This window comes from Pseudobutyrivibrio xylanivorans DSM 14809, from assembly GCF_900141825.1.
GTDB lineage: Bacteria > Bacillota > Clostridia > Lachnospirales > Lachnospiraceae > Pseudobutyrivibrio > Pseudobutyrivibrio xylanivorans.
Map to the genome: position 1 here is coordinate 142,460 of NZ_FQYQ01000001.1, position 24,508 is coordinate 166,967.

General features: G+C 41.4%; 18 protein-coding genes. 17 read left to right on the top strand and 1 reads right to left on the bottom strand.

The window, feature by feature from the left end; translation table 11 throughout:
• Positions 1-34 precede the first annotated feature (34 nt).
• On the top strand, positions 35-2,848 hold the full coding sequence (locus tag BUA88_RS00600; RefSeq protein ID WP_072910953.1) for a glycoside hydrolase family 3 protein: 2,814 nt from the start codon (positions 35-37) through the stop codon (positions 2,846-2,848).
• A 176-nt stretch (positions 2,849-3,024) separates the two neighbouring features.
• A complete protein-coding gene (locus BUA88_RS00605) occupies positions 3,025-4,791 on the top strand; it encodes a methyl-accepting chemotaxis protein (RefSeq protein WP_072910956.1) in 1,767 nt (588 codons plus the stop codon).
• 58 nt (positions 4,792-4,849) lie between these two features.
• Here the strand turns inward: BUA88_RS00605 and guaB are convergent, their stop codons facing one another.
• Positions 4,850-6,307 (bottom strand): IMP dehydrogenase, encoded by a 1,458-nt coding sequence (guaB, locus tag BUA88_RS00610; RefSeq protein ID WP_072910959.1) that lies wholly within the window; start codon positions 6,305-6,307, stop codon positions 4,850-4,852.
• Between the two features lie 358 nt (positions 6,308-6,665).
• On the opposite strand from guaB, the gene nifJ reads away from it, so the two are divergent.
• The 15 genes from nifJ (at position 6,666) to BUA88_RS00685 (ending at position 24,377) form a co-directional block, all read left to right on the top strand.
• Positions 6,666-10,199, top strand: a complete 3,534-nt coding sequence (nifJ, locus tag BUA88_RS00615; RefSeq protein ID WP_072910962.1) for a pyruvate:ferredoxin (flavodoxin) oxidoreductase — start codon at positions 6,666-6,668, stop codon at positions 10,197-10,199.
• 152 nt (positions 10,200-10,351) lie between these two features.
• The gene (gene nrdR / locus BUA88_RS00620; RefSeq protein WP_015548976.1) at positions 10,352-10,804 is read left to right on the top strand and encodes a transcriptional regulator NrdR; all 453 of its coding nucleotides are present in this window, start codon (positions 10,352-10,354) and stop codon (positions 10,802-10,804) included.
• Between the two features lie 99 nt (positions 10,805-10,903).
• Entirely contained in the window at positions 10,904-11,215 is a 312-nt protein-coding gene (locus BUA88_RS00625; RefSeq protein WP_072910965.1) for a hypothetical protein, read from the top strand.
• Between the two features lie 80 nt (positions 11,216-11,295).
• Positions 11,296-11,835 carry a YqeG family HAD IIIA-type phosphatase gene (locus BUA88_RS00630; protein WP_072910968.1) on the top strand — a complete coding sequence of 180 codons (540 nt, stop codon included), beginning with the start codon at positions 11,296-11,298 and terminating at the stop codon, positions 11,833-11,835.
• Positions 11,832-12,278: a ribose 5-phosphate isomerase B gene (gene rpiB / locus BUA88_RS00635; protein WP_072910971.1), complete on the top strand. Its 447-nt coding sequence runs from the start codon at positions 11,832-11,834 to the stop codon at positions 12,276-12,278. Before BUA88_RS00630 ends, rpiB begins: the two co-directional genes overlap by 4 nt.
• Positions 12,279-12,370: 92 nt before the next feature.
• Positions 12,371-13,705 carry a trigger factor gene (tig, locus tag BUA88_RS00640; RefSeq protein WP_072910974.1) on the top strand — a complete coding sequence of 445 codons (1,335 nt, stop codon included), beginning with the start codon at positions 12,371-12,373 and terminating at the stop codon, positions 13,703-13,705.
• A 143-nt stretch (positions 13,706-13,848) separates the two neighbouring features.
• Positions 13,849-14,433 carry an ATP-dependent Clp endopeptidase proteolytic subunit ClpP gene (gene clpP / locus BUA88_RS00645; protein WP_028248404.1) on the top strand — a complete coding sequence of 195 codons (585 nt, stop codon included), beginning with the start codon at positions 13,849-13,851 and terminating at the stop codon, positions 14,431-14,433.
• Positions 14,434-14,488: 55 nt separating this feature from the next.
• Positions 14,489-15,778, top strand: coding sequence for an ATP-dependent Clp protease ATP-binding subunit ClpX (clpX, locus tag BUA88_RS00650; RefSeq protein ID WP_072910977.1), 1,290 nt, complete (start codon positions 14,489-14,491; stop codon positions 15,776-15,778).
• Positions 15,778-16,398, top strand: a complete 621-nt coding sequence (gene yihA / locus BUA88_RS00655; protein WP_072910980.1) for a ribosome biogenesis GTP-binding protein YihA/YsxC — start codon at positions 15,778-15,780, stop codon at positions 16,396-16,398. The genes clpX and yihA overlap by 1 nt, the downstream gene beginning before the upstream one ends.
• Before the next feature lie 96 nt (positions 16,399-16,494).
• On the top strand, positions 16,495-17,487 hold the full coding sequence (locus BUA88_RS00660) for a metal ABC transporter substrate-binding protein (protein WP_072910983.1): 993 nt from the start codon (positions 16,495-16,497) through the stop codon (positions 17,485-17,487).
• A gap of 110 nt (positions 17,488-17,597) precedes the next feature.
• Complete coding sequence (locus BUA88_RS00665) at positions 17,598-18,359, top strand: metal ABC transporter ATP-binding protein (RefSeq protein ID WP_072910986.1); 762 nt, start codon at positions 17,598-17,600, stop codon at positions 18,357-18,359.
• Entirely contained in the window at positions 18,352-19,155 is an 804-nt protein-coding gene (locus tag BUA88_RS00670) for a metal ABC transporter permease (RefSeq protein WP_072910989.1), read from the top strand. Before BUA88_RS00665 ends, BUA88_RS00670 begins: the two co-directional genes overlap by 8 nt.
• 171 nt (positions 19,156-19,326) lie before the next feature.
• Positions 19,327-20,367 (top strand): hypothetical protein, encoded by a 1,041-nt coding sequence (locus tag BUA88_RS00675; protein ID WP_072910992.1) that lies wholly within the window; start codon positions 19,327-19,329, stop codon positions 20,365-20,367.
• Positions 20,368-20,787: 420 nt separating this feature from the next.
• A complete protein-coding gene (locus BUA88_RS00680) occupies positions 20,788-22,191 on the top strand; it encodes a flagellin N-terminal helical domain-containing protein (protein ID WP_072910995.1) in 1,404 nt (467 codons plus the stop codon).
• A gap of 689 nt (positions 22,192-22,880) precedes the next feature.
• Positions 22,881-24,377, top strand: a complete 1,497-nt coding sequence (locus BUA88_RS00685; protein ID WP_072910998.1) for a flagellin N-terminal helical domain-containing protein — start codon at positions 22,881-22,883, stop codon at positions 24,375-24,377.
• The last annotated feature ends 131 nt before the right edge of the window (positions 24,378-24,508 follow it).

Here is a 24,508-nt window from a genome sequence, read left to right on the forward strand (position 1 = left end):
ATCTTCAGCATGGAATATTTTGGAGGTTTATTTAATGAGTTCAAAAGTATTTGATACTGAAAAATTCGCCAAAGTGGCTAGACGCGCTGTAGCAGAGGGTGTAGTTCTTCTGGAAAATGACGGTGTGCTTCCACTTCAGGCTGGTTGCAATATAGCACTATTTGGCCGAAGCCAGTTTAATTACTACAAGAGTGGTACTGGCTCAGGCGGAATGGTTAATACAAAATATGTAATCGGAGTGCGTGAAGCTTTAGAGGTTGATGAGCGCTTCAACTTAAACAAAGACTTAAAGGCTACCTATGATGAGTGGATTAAGGAAAATCCCTTTGATGCTGGTGTAGGCTGGGCTTCAGAACCATGGTTCCAAAAGGAGATGCCTGTTTCAGCTGAGCTTGCAGCAAAGGCAGCTCAGACTTCAGACGTTGCCGTAGTCCTCATTGGCCGTACAGCAGGAGAGGATCAGGACAACAGCGTTTCGCAGGGAAGCTATCTTCTTACAGATGATGAGCATGAAATGCTTAAGAATGTTACAGAGGCTTTCGAGAAGACTATCGTTCTTTTAAATGTTGGAAACATTATCGATATGAACTGGATGGAGAAGTACAACACATCGGCTGTTCTATATATCTGGCAGGGTGGTCAGGAAGGTGGCCTTGGAGCACTTGATGTAATTTCAGGAGATGTTAATCCATCAGGTCGTCTTACAGATACAATTGCAAAGGATATTGAGGACTATCCTTCTACACCTAACTTTGGTGGCAAGGAGACCAACATCCAGCGGGAGGATATCTACGTAGGCTACAGATATTTCGAGACATTTGCACAAGATAAGGTTCTTTATCCGTTTGGCTATGGCCTGTCTTACACTACATTTGATATCGAAGCAGGAAACTGTCTGTATGATGGTAATAAAGTCACAATCAGCGCAAAGGTTACTAACACAGGTGATGTAGCAGGACAGCAGGTAGTTCAGGTATATGTTTCAAAGGATCAGGGTGTTCTTGGAAATCCTGCAATGGAGCTTGTAGAATTTGCAAAGACAAAGGAGCTTGCACCAGGAGAAAGCCAGGATTTTGAGTTCGTAATTACGAATTATCAGCTTTCAAGCTTTGATGACAGTGGAGTTACCAGCCATAAGAATGCATATGTTATGCAGGCAGGTGTCTATGAGTTCTATATTGGAGAAAATGTTCGCAGTAATGTTGAAGCTGGAATTGTTAAGCTTGATGAACTCAAAGTAATTGAGCAGCTTTCAGAGGCTATGGCTCCAGTAGTTAAATACACAAGAATCAAGCCAGTAAAGCTTGCTGACGGCAGCTTCAAGACATTATATGAGGATGTTCCTACAGCTACTGTAGATTCTGAGAAATTCAGAAAAGAGACTCTTCCTACTGAGATGAAAAAAAGAGAAGGCAAGAGCTTTAAGCTTGCCGATGTTTTAGATAAAAAATGTACCATGAACGATTTTGTGGCACAGCTTTCAGATGAAGAGCTTTGCTGTATAGTTCGTGGCGAGGGTATGAGTTCACCTAAGGTTACACCTGGTTGTGGTGGCGCATATGGTGGTGTGACAGATTCACTTTTAGAGAAGGGTATTCCAGTAGCCTGCTGTTCAGATGGTCCTTCAGGAATTCGTATGGACTCAGGAAAGAGAGCCTTCGCTATGCCAAACGGTACATGTCTTGCATGTGCATGGAATCTCGAGCTTGTAGAAGAGCTTTACAATTGGGAAGGTCTTGAGCTTAGAAAGAATAAAATCGATTGCTTACTTGGACCTGGTATGAATATTCACAGACACCCTCTTAATGGACGTAACTTCGAGTACTTCAGCGAAGATCCATTTGTTACAGGAAAGAACGCAGTTGCAATGCTTAAGGGTATGCACAAATATGGCGTTACCGGTACGATCAAACACTTCTGCATGAACACACAGGAGACTGGCAGACATACAGTTGAGCATGTTGCATCACAGCGTGCTATTCGTGAGATTTACCTTAAGGGGTATGAGATGGCTGTCAGAGAGGCAGGCGCTCACGCTGTTATGACTACATATGGCTCGGTAAATGGATACTACACATCTTCAAGCTACGATTTGGTTACACGAATTCTCCGCGAAGAGTGGGGATTTGATGGAATCGTCATGACTGACTGGTGGGCAAAGGGCGGCAAGTCATATCATGGAAATAATTCTGATATGGCAGCTATCGTTCGTGCTCAGAATGATTTATATATGGTTACAAGCTGCGCTGAGGATAACACTAATAGGGATAATACTGCAGAAGCCCTTGCTGATGGTAGCCTTTCAAGAGCAGAGCTTCAGCGATGTGCAGCTAATATCTGTAAATGGATTATGGAAAAGCCAGTTATGAATCGTTATCTTGAGAGAGATAATGACCTTGACGTTCAGCTTGCTTCAGAGGCAGATGATGACGAGCTTGATTTCGATAAGATGATTGATCTTAGAATTGATGAAAGCGGTGTGGCAGATATTAACCCAAAGGAAATAAAGACTGCTAGAAACACAACTAATATGGTTACTGTTTCATTTAAGGAGCGAGGCGACTATAAGCTTTCCCTTACTGTTCGCGCTGCTGAGAACCTCAGTGATTTGGCACAGATTCCACTTAGCATTTTCAAGGACAAGGAGCTTGTGAAGATGGTGACTCTTACTGGAGCAGATAAGGAGTGGCAGACCATTGAGGTGCCATTCGTTGGATGCGCTATGACCTTCTTTTTGAAACTTCACTTTGCTCAGGATGGAATGGAAATAAATGATATTCACTTTGAACTTGTTAAGTCAAGAGAAGAGGAATTCCGCCTTATGTTTGCCAGAATGGGTGAAGAGTAACAGGTGTCAATTAAGCTATGCAATATTTATAGTGTTACAAAATATAATTGCTCACAATATATTCGCAATTTGTTAAAAAATCTCCCACACATTGGGAGATTTTTTTTGCTAAAATCATGCTAGCTTACTATAGGCATGGGAGAATAAACAAGCTGTTTTTTTAAGGAGTGTTTAGCATGAAAAGTAGCATGAAAGCAAAGATTATGGCCAGCATTGTTCTTCTGGATTTGGTAATGGTGTTTGGTATAGCCTTTATCGGCTTCAATTTCAGGTCAGCTGTTACCACTGCCAACATGATGTCCCAGACTTATTTGTTGGTAGAGCGAGACTTTGGTAATGCCAATACTAACTTACAAAATCTGGTTAAGAGATTTTTCATTCTTGAGACCATGAATTATATGTACCAGGACAACTGGACTGATACTGCCACAAGAGACACAATCATCGGTGTAGGCGAAGGAGAATATCAGCTTGTTGCAGAGGCTGTTGCTGATTTGAAGACTCATGTGGATGCTATAAATGACCCTGAGTTTACAGAGCAGTATCAGACAATGAGTAATGCAGCCAATAGCTTTCTTGCTGAATATAAAAAGATGGAAGCAAGCTTTTATGAAGGCAAATTTAGCGATGCTATGACCACTTATTTTGCTGGAGCACATGAATATGTGTCAGTGTACGAGGAAAATGTAGGACTCATGCGTGAAAAGCTGGAGCTTCTTGTGCAGGAAAATGAGGAAGCCCTCATAAAATATGAAACAAAAGTACAGCAGTCTATAGTCTTTGGTATTATAATGCAGATTGTTGCCACCACATTTGCTGTAATCATAGTAAGAAGATCAGTAAATCCACTTATTTCATCTGCAAAAGATCTGGATAAGATGATTGCAGATATGAATGCCGGCAATGCTAATCTTGCCCACAGAATCAATAATAAATCAAAGGATGAGGTTGGTGTTCTTGTATCAGGTATCAACAACTTCTTAGAGACCTTAGAGAAGATTATCTTCACTATAAAGGATGAGTCAGGAAATATTTATACTTCTGTTGAAAATACAGTTGGTATTGTAAATTCCTCTAAGGATGATGTAAGCAACGTATCTGCTGTTATGGAAGAGCTTTCAGCCAGCATGGAGACAGCTAATAATACACTCCTTTCACTTAATGAAGAAGCAAGTGATGTAAATGATGCGGTAGGCAATGTATCCAACCAGGTTAATGAGGGTACAAGCCGAGTAGCAGAAATCAAGGATCATGCTAATGTGATTCGTGAGAAGACAGTTAAGATGAAGGAATCTACAAACGAAATGGTTTCTTCTATTAAAGATACCTTAGAGAATTCTATTGCAGAAAGTAAGAATGTAGAACAGATTCAGACACTTACTGAGGACATCCTTTCAATCGCAGCTCAGACAAACCTTCTGGCTCTTAATGCGTCTATCGAGGCAGCCCGTGCAGGTGAAGCTGGTAAGGGCTTTGCAGTAGTAGCTGATGAAATCAGACAGCTTGCTGAGCACAGTAAGGAAACAGCTAATTCTATTCAGGAAATCAGTAATCAGGTTATTTCAGCCGTTGAGGCTCTTGCAGATAACTCTAACGAGATGCTTACATATGTAAGTGAGACAGTACTTGCTGATTATGATGGATTCGAAGATGTAGCAAAGCAGTACTATCAGGATGCCGAAGATATCAATTCAGTTCTTGACAGCGTAAATGACAACACAGTAGTACTTAATTCTACAATAAATGAGATGACATCAGAGATTGACCATATTTCAAAGGTTATCAATGACTGTACAAAAGGGGTATCTGAAGCTACTGAAAATACCTCAGAAATCCTTGAATCGATTACAACAATCCATGATGATTCTGAGACAAACCGTGACATTTCACAGCGTCTCCAGGAAGAGGTATCACGCTTCACAAGCGTTGCGGATGAAGAATAGATTGATAATACTCAAAAGGTCCAGCTGCTATGGCTGGACCTTTTAATAATTTCTCTTATTAACCTTCTACAGAGTAGTTAGGAGCTTCCTTTGTGATGTGGATGTCATGTGGATGTGACTCCTTAAGTGAAGCAGCAGAAATCTTAACGAACTTGCCACGCTCCTGAAGCTCTGGGATAGTAGGACAACCGCAGTAACCCATACCTGAGCGGATACCACCGATGAGCTGGAAGATAACGTCCTCAAGGCTTCCCTTATAAGCAACACGTCCTTCAACGCCCTCTGGAACGAGCTTCTTAGCGCCTTCCTGGAAGTAACGATCCTTAGATCCGTTTTCCATAGCTGCAAGAGAACCCATGCCACGGTATACCTTATATTTACGACCCTGGAATAGTTCGAATGAACCAGGAGCTTCATCGCAGCCTGCGAACATTGAACCCATCATACATACTGAACCACCAGCAGCAAGGGCCTTTGTCATATCACCAGAGTACTTGATACCACCATCAGCGATGATTGGCACACCGTATTCCTTAGCAACAGCGTAGCAATCCATGATAGCTGAAATCTGTGGAACACCGATACCTGCAACAACACGTGTTGTACAGATAGAACCAGGTCCGATACCAACCTTAACTGCATCAGCACCAGCCTCGATAAGAGCCTTTGTAGCTTCGCCTGTAGCGATGTTACCAGCAACAACCTGAAGGTCTGGATAAGCAGCCTTAACCTTCTTTACAGCCTCGATGATGTTCTTTGAGTGGCCGTGAGCTGAATCCATAACGATAACGTCAACCTGAGCATCTACGAGGGCCTGAACACGCTCCATCATGTTTCCTGTAATACCAACACCAGCACCGCAGAGAAGACGACCCTGGTCATCCTTTGCAGCGTTAGGGTATTTAATCTGCTTTTCAATATCTTTAATTGTAATGAGTCCCTTGAGCTTGAAGTTCTCGTCTACAATAGGAAGTTTCTCTTTACGAGACTTGCCAAGAATTTCTTTAGCTTCTTCAAGTGAGATGCCTTCCTTTGCAGTAACAAGGCCCTCAGAAGTCATAGACTCGCTGATTTTCTTTGTGAAATCTGTTTCGAATTTGAGGTCACGATTAGTGATGATACCAATAAGTGTGCCATCTTCCTTTGTGATAGGTACACCAGAAATTCTAAACTTAGCCATGAGCTCGTTAGCTTCAGCAAGTGTGTTGTCTGGTCCGAGGAAGAATGGGTCTGTAATAACGCCGTTCTCAGAACGCTTAACCTTGTCTACTTCTTCAGCCTGAGCTTCGATAGACATATTTTTGTGGATGATACCAATACCACCCTGACGAGCCATAGCGATAGCCATGCGTGACTCAGTAACTGTGTCCATAGCTGCACTCATCATTGGAATATTAAGCTTAATTTTTCTAGTAAGATTTGTGTGAAGATCAATAAGATTAGGAGTAACTTCCGAATACTGTGGAACCAGTAAGACGTCGTCGAAAGTAATACCATCACCGATAATCGATGCCATAGGGGGGAACCTCTCTTTCTTTAACTACGAATTAAATTTTTATAGATTATAGGTTACAAACCAAATAGTGTCAATGAGAGATTTTGATTTATTTTGCGTTTTTTTGAAAGCACAATAACCAGTTAATGATAATAATAGACACATAATTGAAAATCCAAAGATATTTAACAATTTTGTACCCCAAAATAAACAGAAAATCGATTTTGTCTTATTGAATAATTTTATCAATAGTTCTATCATATAATCACGACATTATGGGGATGAGCGCCGGTTTGTTTTTTGTCTATCATTCGATGCAGAAATATAGTTCGTCCCGGTAACTATAAAAATGTCTCTATATAATAAGGAGGAATTAGAAATGCCAAGAGCAAAACAGTCTATGGATGGTAACCAGGCTGCAGCACACGTAGCTTACGCGTTTACAGATGTCGCTGCTATTTACCCTATCACACCATCCAGCCCAATGGCCGATTTCGTTGACCAGTGGTCAGCAGCAGGCCTTGAGAATATTTTTGGAAATCAGGTAAAGGTTGTAGAGATGGAGTCTGAGGCAGGTGCTGCAGGTGCCGTTCACGGTTCACTTGGTGCAGGTGCACTCACAACTACATTCACAGCTTCACAGGGTCTTCTTCTTATGATCCCTAATATGTACAAGATCGCTGCAGAGCAGCTTCCTTGTGTATTCGATGTATCAGCACGTTGTGTTGCTACACAGTCACTTAACATCTTTGGTGATCACTCAGATGTATACGCTTGTCGTCAGACAGGTTTCGCTATGTTATGTGAGACAAATCCACAGGAAGTTATGGATCTCGCTCCAGTAGCTCATCTTGCAGCTATCGAGGGTAAGGTTCCTGTACTTAACTTCTTCGATGGTTTCCGTACATCACACGAAATCCAGAAGATCGAGAAGTGGGATTATGCAGATCTTAAAGAGATGGTTAACATGGATGCAATCAACGAGTTCCGTGCTCGTGCACTTAATCCAGAGCATCCTACAATGCGTGGTTCTCATGAGAACGGTGACGTTTTCTTCCAGCACAGAGAAGCATGCAACACATACTATGATAACTTCCCAGCAGTTGTTCAGAAGTACATGGACAAGGTAAATGCTAAGCTTGGTACAGATTACAAGCTTTTCAACTACTATGGTGCTGCTGATGCAGATAGAGTCATCGTTGCTATGGGTTCTATCAACGACGTAGCAGAAGAGGTTATTGATTACCTCAACGCACACGGCGAGAAGGTTGGTGTACTTAAGGTTCGTCTTTACAGACCATGGTCTTCAAAGGCATTCGTTGAGGCACTTCCTAAGACAGTTAAGAAGATTGCTATCCTCGACAGAACAAAGGAGCCAGGTGCTCTTGCTGATCCTCTTTACCTTGATGTTGCTACAACACTTCGTGAAGCAGGTCTTAACGACATCGTTATCTGCGGTGGTAGATACGGTCTTGGTTCTAAGGATACTCCTCCTTCATCAGTATTCGCTGTATACAAGGAGTTAGAGAAGGACGCTCCTAAGAGCCGTTTCACAATCGGTATCGTTGATGATGTTACTAACCTTTCACTTCCAGAGGTTAAGCCAGCTCCTATTACATCAGCTCCTGGTACAAAGGAGTGCAAGTTCTGGGGTCTCGGCGGTGATGGTACTGTAGGTGCTAACAAGAACTCTACAAAGATCATCGGTGACCACACAGATAAGTACATCCAGGCATACTTCCAGTATGATTCAAAGAAGACTGGTGGTGTTACTATTTCTCACCTTAGATTTGGTGACAACCCAATCAAGTCTCCTTACTATATTAATCAGGCAGACTTCGTTGCTTGCCACAACCCAGCTTACGTTACACAGGGCATGAAGATGGTTCAGGACGTTAAGCCAGGCGGAGTATTCATGATCAACTGCCAGTGGTCAGACGAAGAGCTCGAGCAGAAGCTCAATGCTGAGGCAAAGAAGTACATCGCTGATAACAACATCCAGCTCTACACAATCAATGCTATCGATAAGGCTATCGAGATTGGTATGGGTAAGAGAACAAACACAATCCTTCAGTCAGCATTCTTCAAGCTCGCTGATGTAATGCCTATCGATGAGGCTGTTGATTACATGAAGCAGGCTGCTAAGAAGTCATACGGCAAGAAGGGTGACGATGTTGTAAACATGAACTACAACGCTATCGACGCTGGTGTTGATGCTGTACATAAGGTTAACGTTCCAGATTCTTGGAAGAACCCAACTCCAGATGCTGCTAAGCCAGCACTTGAGGGTCGTCCAGAGGTTGTTAAGATGGTTAAGGATCTCCTTGAGCCTATCTCTAAGATGGATGGAGATTCACTTCCAGTATCTGCATTCTCAGGAAATCCAAACGGACAGTTCGAGCTTGGTGCTGCTGCTTACGAGAAGCGTGGTACAGCTGTAACAGTTCCTACATGGGATCCAGAGAAGTGTATCCAGTGTAACCAGTGTGCATTCGTATGTTCACACGCTACAATCCGTCCTTACATGCTTTCAGAGGATGAGGTTAAGGCAGCTCCAGCAAACATTAAGCTTGCTGATACAAAGCCAAAGGCTTCAGAGTACAAGTACACAATGTCAGTATCTCCACTTGATTGTATGGGATGCGGTGAGTGTACAACAGTTTGTCCAGTTGGTGCTATCACAATGGTTCCACAGGCAGACGAGGCAGACGAGCAGCCAGTATTCAACTACTTAGTTGCTAACGTTGGACGTAAGGAAGCAGCAGGTTCTGACCTTACAGTTAAGGGTTCTCAGTTCAACCAGCCACTCCTTGAGTTCTCAGGCTCATGTGCAGGTTGTGCAGAGACATCATACGCAAGACTTATTACACAGCTCTTCGGTGAGCATATGTATATTTCAAACGCTACAGGATGTTCTTCAATTTGGGGTGGTCCTGCAGCTACATCACCATTCACAGTTAACAAGGATTCTAAGAAGGGTCCAGCATGGTGTAACTCACTCTTCGAGGACAACGCACAGCACGGTTTAGGTATGGAAGTTGGACAGAAGTACCTCCGCGATCGCGCTATCGAGTCTGCTAAGAAGGCAGCTGAGGCTGGTTCTGCAGAGCTTAAGGCAGCATTTGCTAAGTTCGAGGAGACAATGAACTCTACACGTGAGAACAGTGCAGCAACAGACGTACTCGTAGCTGAGCTTGAGAAGAACGGTTCTGAGGATGCTAAGGCAGCACTTGCTCTTAAGGATTACCTCGCTAAGAAGTCTGTATGGATCTTCGGTGGTGACGGTTGGGCATACGATATCGGATTCGGCGGTCTTGATCACGTACTTGCTTCTGGTGAGAACGTTAACGTTATGGTATTCGATACAGAGATGTACTCTAACACTGGTGGACAGGCTTCTAAGGCTTCTAACATCGGTGAGGTTTGCCAGTTCGCTGCATCAGGTAAGGAGATGTCTAAGAAGTCTCTTTCTGAGATCGCTATGTCTTACGGTTATGTATACGTAGCACAGATCGCTCTTGGCGCTAACATGGCTCAGGCTGTTAAGGTTCTTGCTGAGGCTGAGGCTTACAACGGACCTTCACTTATCATCGGTTACGCTCCATGTGAGCTTCACGGTGTTAAGGGTGGTATGAACCACTGCCAGGATGAGATGAAGAAGGCTGTAGAGGCTGGTTACTGGAACCTCTTCTCATTCAACCCAGACCTTAAGAAGGAAGGAAAGAATCCATTCACTCTTACTTCTAAGGAAGGTGACTACAGCAAGTATCAGGACTTCCTTGCAAACGAGACACGTTATGCTCGTCTTACAAAGGCATTCCCAGAGCGTGCTGAGAGACTCTTCGCTCTTAACGAGGAGACAGCTAAGGAGCGTTACGCACACCTTAAGAAACTTGTAGATTTATATTCATAAAATCTAGATAAACACTGGGTTCTACGATTCGTCGTAGAACCCTTTTTTTGTTGCTCGATTGTGTATAATCTGCTAGAATGGTACTAGATATAGTGGTTCGTAAAATATATTAGTGTGCCTATAACTAGGCGGACTAAATTTTGGAGGAAGATATGAAGTGTCCATTTTGTGGTAGCCAAGATACTAGCGTTATTGATTCAAGACCTGCAGATGACAACACAAGTATTAGACGTCGTCGTTCTTGCCCAGAGTGTGGAAAGAGATTCACTACTTATGAAAAGGTAGAGACCATTCCGCTTATCGTTATCAAGAAAGATAACAACAGAGAGCCATACGATAGAACAAAGATTGAAAAGGGCGTTCTTATCGCATGCAGAAAGCGCCCAGTATCAGCAGCTCAGATTTCTAAGGTAGTAGACGAGATTGAGACAGAGATTTTCTCACTTGAAGAAAAGGAGATTCCTAGTACTCGTATCGGTGAAATCGTTATGGAGCATCTTGAGAATGTGGATCCAGTTGCTTATGTTAGATTTGCATCTGTTTACCGTGAGTTCAAGGATGTGAATACATTCATGGACGAGTTAAAGCGTGTATTGGATAAATAATGCACCAAGCGGGCCCCATGGGGAAGAGTGCAAAAGGGAGTTAAGTATTCATTCTTGTGTCCGATATATAGGGTACAAAGATAAATACGGAGATGTTATATGAATATTTCAGGAATTCGCCCATCAGATGGGTTTTATGAAAAGAATATAGATAGAGCTACACATAAGATATCTTCTCCAGTTACTGAGAGTAAGTTGGCAGAGGATAATACTTCAGTAGATAGCCGTGACAGAGATGTGGCAGCGTCGCTTACAATTAGTGCAGCAGGAAAGACAGCTGCAAGAAACATCGCTAAGGCAGTTAACGATATGGAAAATGACACAGTTATCCATCGTTACCAGTACCTCGTTAAAACAAATGACGAGATTACAGAAGATGAAGACAGAGGATTGGAAAACTTCACATTATAAATAAAATTGCACATCAATAAAGCAATAATTCTACAGGGGCATGGTTTCCATGTCCCTGATTTTATGTTACAATCGAGCCTATGAGTAAAAGAAATTTATATCCAAGAGACTATGTAGATAGTACTTATTCAATTGATTTTAAAAAGCTCTATGAGCAGGGCTACAGAGGAGTTATCTTTGATGTTGATAACACACTTGTCCCTCACAATGCCCCTGCAGATGACAGAGCAAAAGCATTTTTTAAGGAACTTCACGAGATAGGCTTTCAGGCGTTGCTTCTTTCTAATAATAAGGAGCCACGTGTTAAGAGCTTTAAGGAGGCAGTTGAGTACTGTACTTACATTTATAAGGCAAATAAGCCATCAGCAAAAGGCTATCAGAAAGCTATGGAGCAGATGGGCACAGATGTTACAAATACCATCTTTGTTGGTGACCAGATACTCACTGATGTTTGGGGCGCCAATCGTGCAGGCATTCGCTCAATCATGGTAAAGCCAGTATTAAAATGGAAAGAAGAACCACAGATAATATTAAAGCGCTTCTTGGAAGCGGTCATTTTGCTGGGCTATAAAATTTATAAAATATACGGAAAGGAAATAAAAAAGGTACCTTTAAAATGAAAATCGTAATTGCTAACGACCACGCAGCACCAGAACTTAAATTTGAGATTAAGGAGTACATCGAGAGCCTCGGACATGAGGTAATCAACATCGGAACAGATTCTAAGGAGAGCTGCCATTACCCAGAGTACGGCGAGAAGGCAGCCAGAATGGTAGCAGCAGGAGAGGTTGATTTTGGAGTACTTATCTGTGGAACAGGTGTAGGTATTTCACTTGCAGCTAACAAGGTTAAGGGCATCCGCTGTGGTGTTTGCTCAGACACAGCTACAGCACGTCTTATTCGTCAGCACAATAACGCTAACATGATTGCCTTTGGAGCAAGAATTGTTGGTTCAGAGCTTGCAAAGGATATAGTAAAAAGCTTCTTAGAAGCTGAGTTTGAGGGCGGCGGACGTCATCAGACAAGAATCGATATGATTTCTGCTATTGAAAATAAAAACTAGTTCTGCTATAATTTTTTGGCATGTTTAAATGCGTAAATAATAGACCTTAATGGTCGTACCTGATATATACATTAGAGGAGGAATATTAGTAAATGAACGTACAGGTAGAAAATCTTGAGAAGAACATGGCAAAGCTTACAGTCACAGTTGACGCAGCTGAGCTCGAGAAGGCTATTACAAAGGCATATAACAAGCAGAAGAACAGCATTTCTGTTCCTGGCTTTAGAAAGGGCAAGGTTCCTCAGCACATGATCGAGAAGATGTATGGTGCAGAGATTTTCTATGAGGACGCTGCTAATATTATTATGCAGGAGACATATCCACAGGCTTATGATGAGTCTAAGCTTGATATCGTTTCACAGCCACAGGTTGACATTACTCAGCTTGAAAAGGGCAAGGATTTCATCTACACAGCTACAGTTGCTGTTAAGCCAGAAGTTAAGCTTGGTAAGTACAAGGGTGTATCTGTAACAAAGGTTGATGCTAAGGTTACAGCTACAGAGGTTAACGATTCAATCAAGGCTGAGCTCGAGAGAGATGCTCGCATGGTTACAAAGAACGGTAAGGCTGCTAAGAACGATACAGCAGTTATCGATTTCGAAGGCTTCGTTGATGGTGTAGCATTCGAAGGTGGAAAGGGTGAGAACTATGACCTTGTTCTTGGTTCTGGTTCATTCATTCCAGGTTTCGAGGATCAGCTCATCGGTCACAAGGCTGGCGAGGATGTAGATGTTGAGGTTACATTCCCAGAGACATACCAGGCAGAGGATCTTGCTGGAAAGGCTGCAGTATTTAAGTGCCACATCCACGAGGTAAAGAAGAAGGATGTTCCAAAGCTTGATGATGAGTATGTTTCAGATCATACAGAGTTCGAGACAGTAGACGAGTACAAGGCATCTGTTAAGGAACGTCTTGAGAACAATAAGAAGGCAGAAGGCCGTCGTGCACAGGAAGATGAAGCTATCGCTAAGATCGTTGAGGATTCAGAGATGGAAATCCCAGATGCTATGCTTGATTACCAGGTAGAGAACATGATCAACGACTTCGCTAACAACATGGCACAGCAGGGTCTTTCACTTCAGCAGTACATGCAGTTTACAGGCATGACAATGGACGCTTTCCGTGATCAGGTTCGCCCAGATGCACTTTCACGTACACAGTCTTCACTTGTACTTGAGGCAATTGCTAAGGCTGAGAAGATTGAGGCTACAGACGCTGATGTTGATGCTAAGCTTGAAGAGATGTCAAAGCAGTACGGCATGGAGCTTGAGCAGATTAAGAACCTCGTTGGTGAGAGCGAGAAGGAGTCTATGAAGAAGGATATCGCTATCGAGAAGGCTATCGAGCTTATCATGGACAACGTTAAGGAAACAGCAAAGAAGAAGACTACTAAGAAGGCAGATGCTGAGGCAGCAGACGCTGAGTAATAGTATATTTTGTAAAGATTTTATTAACTTTTTGTAAAATCCGAGACAGAAGGTTTAAAAACCTCTATAATTAATAACGTAATTTAGCAATAGCCTGAGCGTATGCTCGGGCTTAGCTTCTATTAAAGGAGGACACAAAAACTATGGCAACAATACCTTATGTCATTGAACAAAATTCACGCGGAGAGCGTTCGTATGATATCTACTCTAGACTTTTAAAGGATCGTATCGTTTTCCTTGGTGAGGAAGTTAACGAGGTTACTGCATCACTTGTAGTAGCTCAGCTTCTTTTCTTAGAGTCAGAGGATCCTAGCAAAGATATCCATCTTTATATTAATAGCCCAGGCGGTAGCGTTACTGCTGGTATGGCTATCTACGATACTATGCAGTACATCAAGCCTGATGTATCTACAATCTGTATCGGTATGGCTGCATCTATGGGAGCATTCCTTCTTGCAGGTGGTCAAAAGGGTAAGAGATTTGCTCTTCCTAATGCAGAGGTTATGATTCATCAGCCACTTGGCGGCGCAAAGGGACAGGCTACAGAAATCGAAATCGCTGCTAAGAATATCTTAAAGACTAGAGAAAAGCTCAATCGTATGCTTGCTGCTAACACAGGTAAGGATTACGAGCAGGTTTGTCTCGACACAGAGCGTGATCACTGGCTTGATGCTCAGGAAGCTCTTGATTATGGTCTTATTGATGAGATCATTACAAAAAAGAACTAATTAGCCGATGATATCTATATAGGCTATTGTTTTATATTTTATTTATGAGGTAGTTATGTCAAGAAACGATGATAGAATTCGCTGCTCTTTCTGCGGCAAGACACAAAATCAGGTTCGCAAGCTTATTGCTGGCCCTAATGGGGCATTCATTTGTGATGAGTGCGTGGACATCTGCCAGGAGATTATTGTTGAAGAGCTCGAGGATTTCGCACCAGCAGCTGATGAAAATTCCATCGAGATTAATCTTCAGAAGCCAGAGGATATGAAGGCATTTCTTGATCAGTATGTTATTGGTCAGGATGAGGCTAAGAAGGTTCTTTCTGTTGCAGTATATAATCATTACAAGCGAATCATGGCAAACCCTGACGACATCGATGTAGAGCTCCAGAAGAGTAACGTACTCATGCTTGGACCTACTGGTTCAGGTAAGACACTTCTCGCACAGACATTAGCACGTGTACTTGGTGTGCCATTTGCTATCGCTGATGCTACCACTCTTACAGAGGCTGGATACGTAGGTGAGGATGTTGAAAATATTCTTCTTAAGCTTATCCAGGCAGCAGAGTTCGATATTAAAAAGGCAGAAATCGGTATAGTTTATATCGATGAGATAGATAAGATTACAAAGAAGTCTGAGAACGTATCTATTACACGTGATGTTTCAGGTGAAGGCGTTCAGCAGGCACTTCTTAAGATTATCGAGGGTACAGTTGCAAACGTTCCACCACAGGGCGGACGTAAGCATCCACAGCAGGAGACTATTGCCATCGATACAAAGAATATCCTCTTCATTTGCGGTGGTGCATTTGAAGGTCTTGAGAAAATCATTTCTCAGCGTACTAATGTCAGCGCTATTGGTTTTGGTGCAGATGTTAAGGATAAAAACAATCAGAAGATTGACGAGCTTTTACAGCAGGCTCTTCCACAGGATTTCATTAAGTATGGTCTCATTCCTGAGTTTATCGGACGTGTGCCTATCAATGTATCCTTGAACGAGCTCACAGAAGAGGATATGATTCGTATTCTTAAGGAGCCTAAGAATTCTCTTACAAAGCAGTACCAGGCATTGTTTAAGATGGACGGCGTAAAGCTTCACTTCGAGGATGAGGCACTTCGTGAAATTGCTAAGAAGTCAATTGAGAGAAAGACTGGAGCACGTGGTCTTCGTGCAATCGTAGAGTCTGTTATGATGGATTACATGTACCACGTTCCATCTGATGAGACTATTACCGAAATCACAGTAACAAAAGAGATGGTCGATGCAAACCTTCTCCTTATTGATAAGGAATCAGAGGATGAGGCAGCAGTTGTTTCCATCGAGGATAAAAAGGAAAAGAGCGCATAATGGTTATCCGTTCATGTAATCTTGAAACAGTGTGCGGGCCTACATCTACACTTCCCAAGAACGACCTTCCAGAGGTTGCTTTCGCAGGTAAGTCAAATGTAGGCAAGTCATCACTCATAAACGCGGTCATGAACCGCAAGGCCTTAGCCAGAGTTTCAGCACAGCCGGGCAAAACTCAGACGATAAATTTCTACAATATTAATGACGAAATTTACGTAGTTGATTTGCCGGGCTATGGCTTTGCTAAGGCATCTGAGAAAGAGCGTGAAAGCTGGGGTAAGATGATAGAAACATATCTTAATACCTCAGATATGATTCGCGCTGTATTTTTGCTTGTAGACATTCGTCACGCACCATCTGCAAATGATAAGCAGATGTTCGAATGGATGGACTATGTAGGCTACGACCCAATTGTTATCGCCACAAAAGCTGATAAGATAAAGCGCAGCCAGCTAGACAAGCAGATAAAGATTCTTCGCGAGGGCTTAGGTGCAGGAAAGGATACAATCATTGTTCCTTTCTCATCTCAGACTAAGCAGGGATTAGATACTATCCAGGACTTTTTAGACCAAGTAATAGAAAACGAAGCATCTCTCACAGATGTAGATGATCTAGACTAGCCTTCCCCTTGAGGGTTGCTAGGCTCCAGTGGAGCCTGTTTAGCAACGACCGAGCCGGAAGGCGAGACAAGGTGCCCGAAGGGCGGATGAGGTGTAATGAAAAATAAATACTTGTTTGTGCTGCTACTGCTAATCTCCATCACCGTGGTGTGCAGTATCGGCACATTTTTTTATGTAAAACTAAATAACGAACAGACCACAAATGATGATGAGATTCTTGTAATGACCAGCTGTAATCCTGTCTACATAGCCACTTTAAATATCCTTGATGGAGTTGAAGGCTATAAGGTTCAGAATCTATCACAGCCTACCACAGGTTGTCTTCACGACTACACCCTCACCACAGAGGATATGAAGAACCTTTCAAAAGCTGATGTGCTAGTTGTAAATGGCGGCGGCATGGAAGGATATCTTGATGATGTGGTAGCTGCATACCCAGACCTTAAGATTATAGATACTTATGAAGCTATCGAGCATTCTAATGGATTTATAGGTATGAATGAGTTACTTATAGAGGAAGAAGAGCTCGACCATGATCACGAAGATGAGGAGGCTCATGAAGAGGAACATCATCACGACCATGGTGCCAACAGTCATATCTGGATGGATGACAGGCTCTATGCGTGTCAGGTGGCTGCAATAGCCAATGAATTGATGGGGCCAAATCCAAACAGGGAAGAGACACCTATTTCAAAGAACTTTTTCGAGTATAGCAATAAGCTTGAAGATGAAATCGACAAGCAGGGGTTAGATGTGGCAGTGGCAAATGAAAACGTTGCCATCCTTCATGAAGCGTTTGCATATACAGCACAGTCTCTTGGAGCAAATGTAGTGGCTACCATGGATTTAGATGAAGAGCGCCAGGTCAGCGCAGGAGAGGTCAGTGCATTCCTTGATGAAATCAAAGAGCATAATGTAAAGCTTGTCTTTGCAGAGTACGATTATGGCAATGCCATGGGCAAGCTCATAGAAGAACAGACCGATGCGAAGGTAGTATACCTTGAGACGCTAGTACACGGAACGTATGATAAAGATTCGTACATCTTCGTACAGAATAATAATTATATGAAAATTAAAGAAACATTATAAGATTAAAGTGAGTCAGTAAGCATCAAGCTCTGAGGTCTTTGAACGAGACATGTTAGTCGAGAGAAAAGACACTCAGGCTTGTAGCTGTAACTGACGGACTAGGATATTAGATGAAGAAAATTATTCCATGTGGATTTCACTGTATAAAGTTCATAAACCTGGGCGTTACATTTGGTGACCAGCAGGTATTAGACAATATTAATTTGCATGTGCACTGCGGGCAGATGACGGCTATTGTCGGTAGAAATGGAGCTGGTAAGTCCACACTTGTGCGAGCTATCTTAGGTGAGGTACCTTACACAGGGGAAATCCAATTTAAAAATAAAATGAATAACAACATGCCAAGCCTTAAGATTGGCTATGTTCCACAGACTGTAAATATAGACAGGACTACACCTCTTAGTGTGTATGATTTGTTCCAGTCATTTACAGGAAAGCTGCCTATATTATTAAGCAGTAAGAAAGAGCATGAGCATGTCCGGGAAGCCTTGGCAGAATTTGATGTGGCAGAGCTTATCGACCAGCCTGTAGGTACACTTTCAGGTGGACAGCTACAGAGAGTGCTTCTTGCCATGGCAGTTCATGATACCCCAAACCTTCTATTATTAGATGAACCAGTTTCAGGTATCGATAAGAATGGTATGGATGCCTTCTATGAAAAGATGAAGTATCTGAAGGAGACACATGATCTTGCAATTATCCTTGTAAGTCATGACCTTGATTATGTATATAAGTATGCAGACAATGTCATATTGATAGATAAGACAGTGGCAGCCGCAGGACGTCCAAAGCTTGTGTACGAGACAGACGCATTCAAGAATGTATTTGGCAAGGGAGCAACAGGAGAAGTGGAGGTGAATGCAAATGTTTAACGAAATGTTTAGCTACGCCTTCATGATTAGAGCTACAATAGCTATCCTGCTTATTTCTCCATTGTTTGGTATGGTAGGTACTATGATTGTACAAAAGCGTATGGCATATTTCAGTGATGCACTTGGACATTCAGCACTTACTGGTATCGCAGCAGGTGTCATCATGGGCATAGCCAACACCACAGTGTCCATGATTATCTTTGGTGTTTGCTTCGCACTTCTTCTTAATTATATAAGTAGAAAGGGGCTTAGCTCATCGGATACACTTATCTCAGTATTCGCCAGCTGCGCCACAGCCCTTGGTCTTGCAATCCTTTCAAGAGGGGGCAGTTTTAGCAATTACTCAGCAATACTTGTAGGTGATATACTATCAATCACCGTTACAGAGATTATTCAGCTTATAGTACTTTTTGCAGTGATTTTGATTTTCTGGTTTGTCAGCATCAACAGACTGACAGCCATAAGCATACACGCTACATTAGCAAAGAGCCGAAGCATGCAGGTGCGAGTAATGGAGGATGCTTTTGCGGTACTTATAGCACTTCTAGTTATGCTTAGCATTAAGTGGGTTGGAATCCTTCTTATTAATGCATTGCTTATCCTTCCAGCAGCCAGCAGCAGAAATATCTCTGAGAATTTTAGAGAGTATACTTACTTTTCTATGATATTCAGTATTTTCTCTGGCGTGGCAGGATTATTTGTATCTTATTTTACAGATATGGCCACCGGGCCAATGATTGTACTCATCGCAAGCGTAATCTACTTTGCAACATACATATATGGTAAAGACCGTTAGAGATAAAAGCTTCAGCTAAGGCTGAGGCTTTTTATTTTTTGTGGTGGTTTATGATAAAATATGCAAATTATGATGAATTATGATAGTTTATGATAAAATATGCAAATTATGATAGATTATGATAAAATATGTATAACATGATAATGATCACATAGAGTGAGGTACTGATTTATGAAGAAAAACAATCCGTTTACATTAACTTTTGGTAAGCAGCCAGGAGAGTATATATCCAGATATGAAAATACAGATACTATTGTTAGCACTTTTGAGGCTGATAATCCTATTAGTCAGGCATATCTTATTGAAGGTGTTAGGGGGAGTGGAAAAACTGTGTTGATGACTACCATTGCAAATATCTTTTCAGAAAGGGAAGAATGGGTTGTTGTTGATTTAAATTCAACACAGGATTTGATTACAGATTTTGCTCAACGATTATATGGTGAGTGTAATAAAATTCCTAATTTATTAAAATCAGGATTCAGTGTTTCAGTTGCAGGTTTTGGAGTTGGAGTAAATGGCACAGGACAGACTCAGGACAATGTTGGAATAATAGATAGCATATTATCTTCTTTAAAAAAGAAAAATAAAAAGGTCCTTATCACAATAGATGAAGCAATGCCAAGTGAGAATATGAAATTCTTTGCCAGTCAATTTCAGATATTCATAAGAAAGGATTATCCTATATATTTATTGATGACTGGATTATATGAAAATATTTATGCCATCCAAAATGATCCAGCACTCACATTTTTGCTTAGAACTCCAAAGATTAATATGGAGCCACTTAGCATTCCACAGATTACAAAGCAGTATAAAGCAATTTTTAAATTAGAAACAGAAGATGCGCATAAAATGGCATTAATTACAAAAGGCTATGCTTTTGCTTTTCAAGCATTAGGAATGCTTTACTATGAATATAATGATACTTTGCAATGGGATGAAATATTATCAAAGTTTGATGATCTGCTGGATGACTTTGTATATAAGAAAATTTGGGAAGGGTTGTCTGAGAAGGATAGAGAATTAGTCAGAGTAATTGGAACAGGAGTTACTAGCGTATCTGACATATGTGAGAAATTACAAATATCCAACACAAGCTTCCCTAGATACAAGGAACGTTTGTTAAAAAAGGGGGTTGTCTCTATTGCAGGACGTGGTTTAGTGGAGTTGTCACTACCAAGATTTGCTGAGGTTGTTGAGCTTTATCCGTAGATATTAAATATATATAAGAGAGAATATAATCGTTAGAAAAGAGCTTCCAGAAGGAAGCTCTTTTGTTATATAGTAACGTTTGAAATAAAAATGGTAATTTAAATATAACAAAACCGCGTTTTGTCGTTATTTTTAGAGGAAAGTTAACAGGCAAATTATGAACAATTCGTGAAAAGTCTGTTAATTACAAAAAAAGGTGCTATTATAAGGTTACAGAAACGAGGAGAGATTTCTGTGCGTTAAATTTTTATAACGCAACAACAAAACAGTATACCGCACGAGTACTGTTGGTTAGGTATTAACATTTAAGTCTTTTTGGAGATTCAGATTTAGGTGTTAATGAGAGGTAATTAACTGATGTGTTAGGCACATCAACCGGGAATGGATTCTCGGACAGGTATCTACAAGGAGGTAGAGATTATGGTAGTACAACACAATATGCAGGCTTTAAATGCAGCAAGAGTTCTTAACGTAACTTCTGGTAGCCAGGCTAAGTCAACAGAGAAGTTAGCATCTGGTTATAAGATTAACCGTGCAGCAGATGATGCAGCTGGTCTTTCAATTTCTGAGAAGATGCGTAAGCAGATCAGAGGTCTTTCACAGGCATCTACAAATGCATCAGATGGTGTATCAGCAGTACAGACAGCTGAAGGTGCATTAACAGAAGTTCACTCAATGCTTCAGAGAATGAATGAGCTTGCAGTTCAGGCTTCTAACGGAACAAACAGTGAGACAGATCGTTCTTCAATCCAGGATGAAATTAATCAGCTTACAACAGAAATCGATCGTGTAGCTGAGTCTACAAAGTTCAATGAGACATATCTTCTTAAGGGTTCTAATGGAAAGAAGACAATGATGATTGATGCTCATGATGCCGGTCTTGAAGGTGTACTTACACAGAACACAGAGAAGGCTACATTTACAATGAGTAAGCTTGGCGTTGGTGATAGCATGACTATCGGTGGAACAAAGTATGAAATCGGTGCCAAGACAGTTGCAGAGGCAGTATCAACATTAGAATTAGATGCAGATAGCAAGGGTTCTATTATCATTGATGGTAAGTCATATGAACTTACATCTGATGATTCATCAGCTGAAGAATCTAAGTTAAATCTTGATGATATTGAAACACGTGCTGGTCATGGTTCTACAATCCAGTACAACGGCAAGTCTGTATCAGTATTTGCTAAGGATGCATCACATAATCCTGCATCATATACTGATACAACTGCAGCAGTTGATATTAACAACAAGAATCTTGTAACAGCAAAGCAGGCATACAATATGGTAGCTGCAGAACTTCAGGCAGCTTCTACAATTGGTGCTTCTAAGACAGCAGCAGGTGAAGCAACACAAGTTATTGGTACTGATGATGTTAAGTTTACACTTACGAAAGGTAAGGCTGAGGTTCAGAATGACCTTACATTCAATCTTCATGTTGGTTCTGATGCTGATATGACAAACAAGATTGGTGTTACAATCAATGCTATGGATTCTACAGCTCTTGGTATCAAGGGTCTTAATGTAGCTGATGCTTCTGGTAAGGCTGCAACATACGCTATCGATGCTATCGCTGATGCTGTTTCTAAGGTATCTGCACAGAGATCTTCTCTTGGTGCTATCCAGAACAGACTTGAGCACACAATCGCTAACGTTGATAACGTAGTTGAGAATACAAATGCTTCTGAGTCACGTATCCGTGATACAGATATGGCTGAAGAGATGGTTAACTACAGCAAGAACAATATTCTTCAGCAGGCAGGCCAGGCTATGCTTGCTCAGGCTAACCAGTCTACACAGGGAGTACTTTCTATCTTAGGGTAATGAAAGCAAACTTGAGTAACTATTAACCAATTTTATCGTGCGACTAGATAATAGTACTTAATTATAGGGGCTTCTTCCAATTGGAAGAGGCCCCTTTTCTATAGCAGTAAATATTTTTTTAAAAATTTTTAAAATAGGGGTTAAGTTTATAACACCACATCCGATATATAAGGTGTCAGGCAAGGAAGCCTTCCCCTTGAGGGGAAGGTGGCCTGAAAGGCCGGATGAGGTGTTAAAAATTAATCTATAAAAAAAATTTTAAAAAGGGGTTAAGTTTTAAATCAACTCATCCGATAAAGCATATGTAAGGTGAAAGAAAAGGAATTCTTTACCTTCGAAAAATAATAATCCAATTTCAAATGAGTTCGAAACAGGACAAGGATGTTATGGATCGAAAGTAATCAAATTTATTTTCCAATCTCGCTTTACAACTAAATATGCAACTTGAAAAACTTGTACTAACATTACTAGATAACAATGAAAAACTGCATTGTAGATTGAGCTAAAGCTCAATGGCAGTTTTGGGCAAGCTTTTTCTATCATTACATTCAGAAAAAGCTTACAAGGGATATTCATACAGTATGCCGCGCGAGTACTGTTTTGGATATAAATGTAATTTGTTAACAATATGTGCATAGCACATCTTCCCGGAAAGGAATCCAGGAAGTATCTACAAGGAGGTAGAATTTATGGTAGTACAACACAACATGCAGGCAAGTAACGCTTCAAGAATGCTCGGCATTACAGCCGGACAGCAGTCTAAGTCAACTGAGAAGTTAGCTTCTGGTTACAAGATTAACCGTGCAGCAGATGATGCAGCTGGTCTTTCAATTTCTGAGAAAATGCGTAAGCAGATCAGAGGTCTTGATCAGGCATCTACAAACGCATCTGACGGTGTATCAGCTGTACAGACAGCTGAAGGTGCTTTAACAGAAGTTCACTCAATGCTTCAGAGAATGAACGAGCTTGCAGTACAGGCAGCTAACGGTACTAACAGTGAGTCTGATCGTTCTTCTATCCAGGACGAAATTAATCAGCTTACAACAGAAATCGACCGTGTTGCTGAGACAACAAAGTTCAATGAGACTTACTTACTTAAGGGCGATTATGGAAAGAAAAAAATCCAGATTGCAGCTCATGATGCAGGTCTTGCAGGAACTCTTACTCAGAACACAACAACAGCTACATTCACAATGGGCGCTCTTGCAATGGGCGATACCTACACAATCGGTGGTACAAAGTACACAATCGGTGTTTCAGGTGCAACAGCAAAGGATCAGCTTGATAATGCTCTTACAGTATTAAAGGCTACAGATCTTAAAGATGGCGAAGTAATTAAGATTGACGGAAAGTCATTTACTATTGCTGGAACAACTAATGCTGATACATCAGAAGTAGCACAGGCTGATCTTGGAAAGTTTGCTAGCCAGGGCTCAACAATTGAGTACAACGGTAAGTCTGTTAAGTTATTCAGCACATTAGAACAATATGGCCCAGCAGGTGATGGTGTTGACGATGCAGATGCAACACTTATTACAGCAAACAAGGCTTATCAGCTTATCGCTAATGAGCTTCGCACAGCATCTTCAATTGGTGCAGACGAGGTTATTCATGAGGTAACAGCAAAATACAACAATGGAGGCATTACTGTAAATGACCCTGATGCTTCTGAAAGTACTGTAAATGCACAGAAGCCAACAGTAGTTAGACCTGGTGGTGGTGCAGCAGATCTTAAGGTAGAGTTCAAGATTGAAAAGGGCACAGCAGAAGTACAGAATGACCTTTCATTCAATCTTCATGTTGGTTCAGATGCTGATATGACAAACAAGATTGGTGTTACAATCGAAGATATGAGCTCAGCTTCACTTGGTATCCAGGGACTTAACGTTGCTGATGCTACAGGTAAAGCAGCTACATACGCTATCGATGCTATCGCAGACGCTGTTGCTAAGGTATCTGCACAGAGATCTTCACTCGGTGCTATCCAGAACAGATTAGAGCATACAATCGCTAACGTAGATAACGTAGTTGAGAATACAAATGCTTCTGAATCTCGTATCCGTGATACAGATATGGCAGAAGAGATGGTTAACTACAGCAAGAATAACATCCTCCAGCAGGCTGGTCAGGCAATGCTTGCTCAGGCTAACCAGGCTACACAGGGCGTATTATCAATTCTTGGATAATAAATACATGAAAGTCTTAAGCATAGCTTAGGATTTATCCAAAATAATTGTTTCGCGCAGACTAGTTCCTAACTAGCAAATTGGGAACTCCTCGAAAGGGGAGTTCCTTTTTTGATGTGTGGACTAAAGTT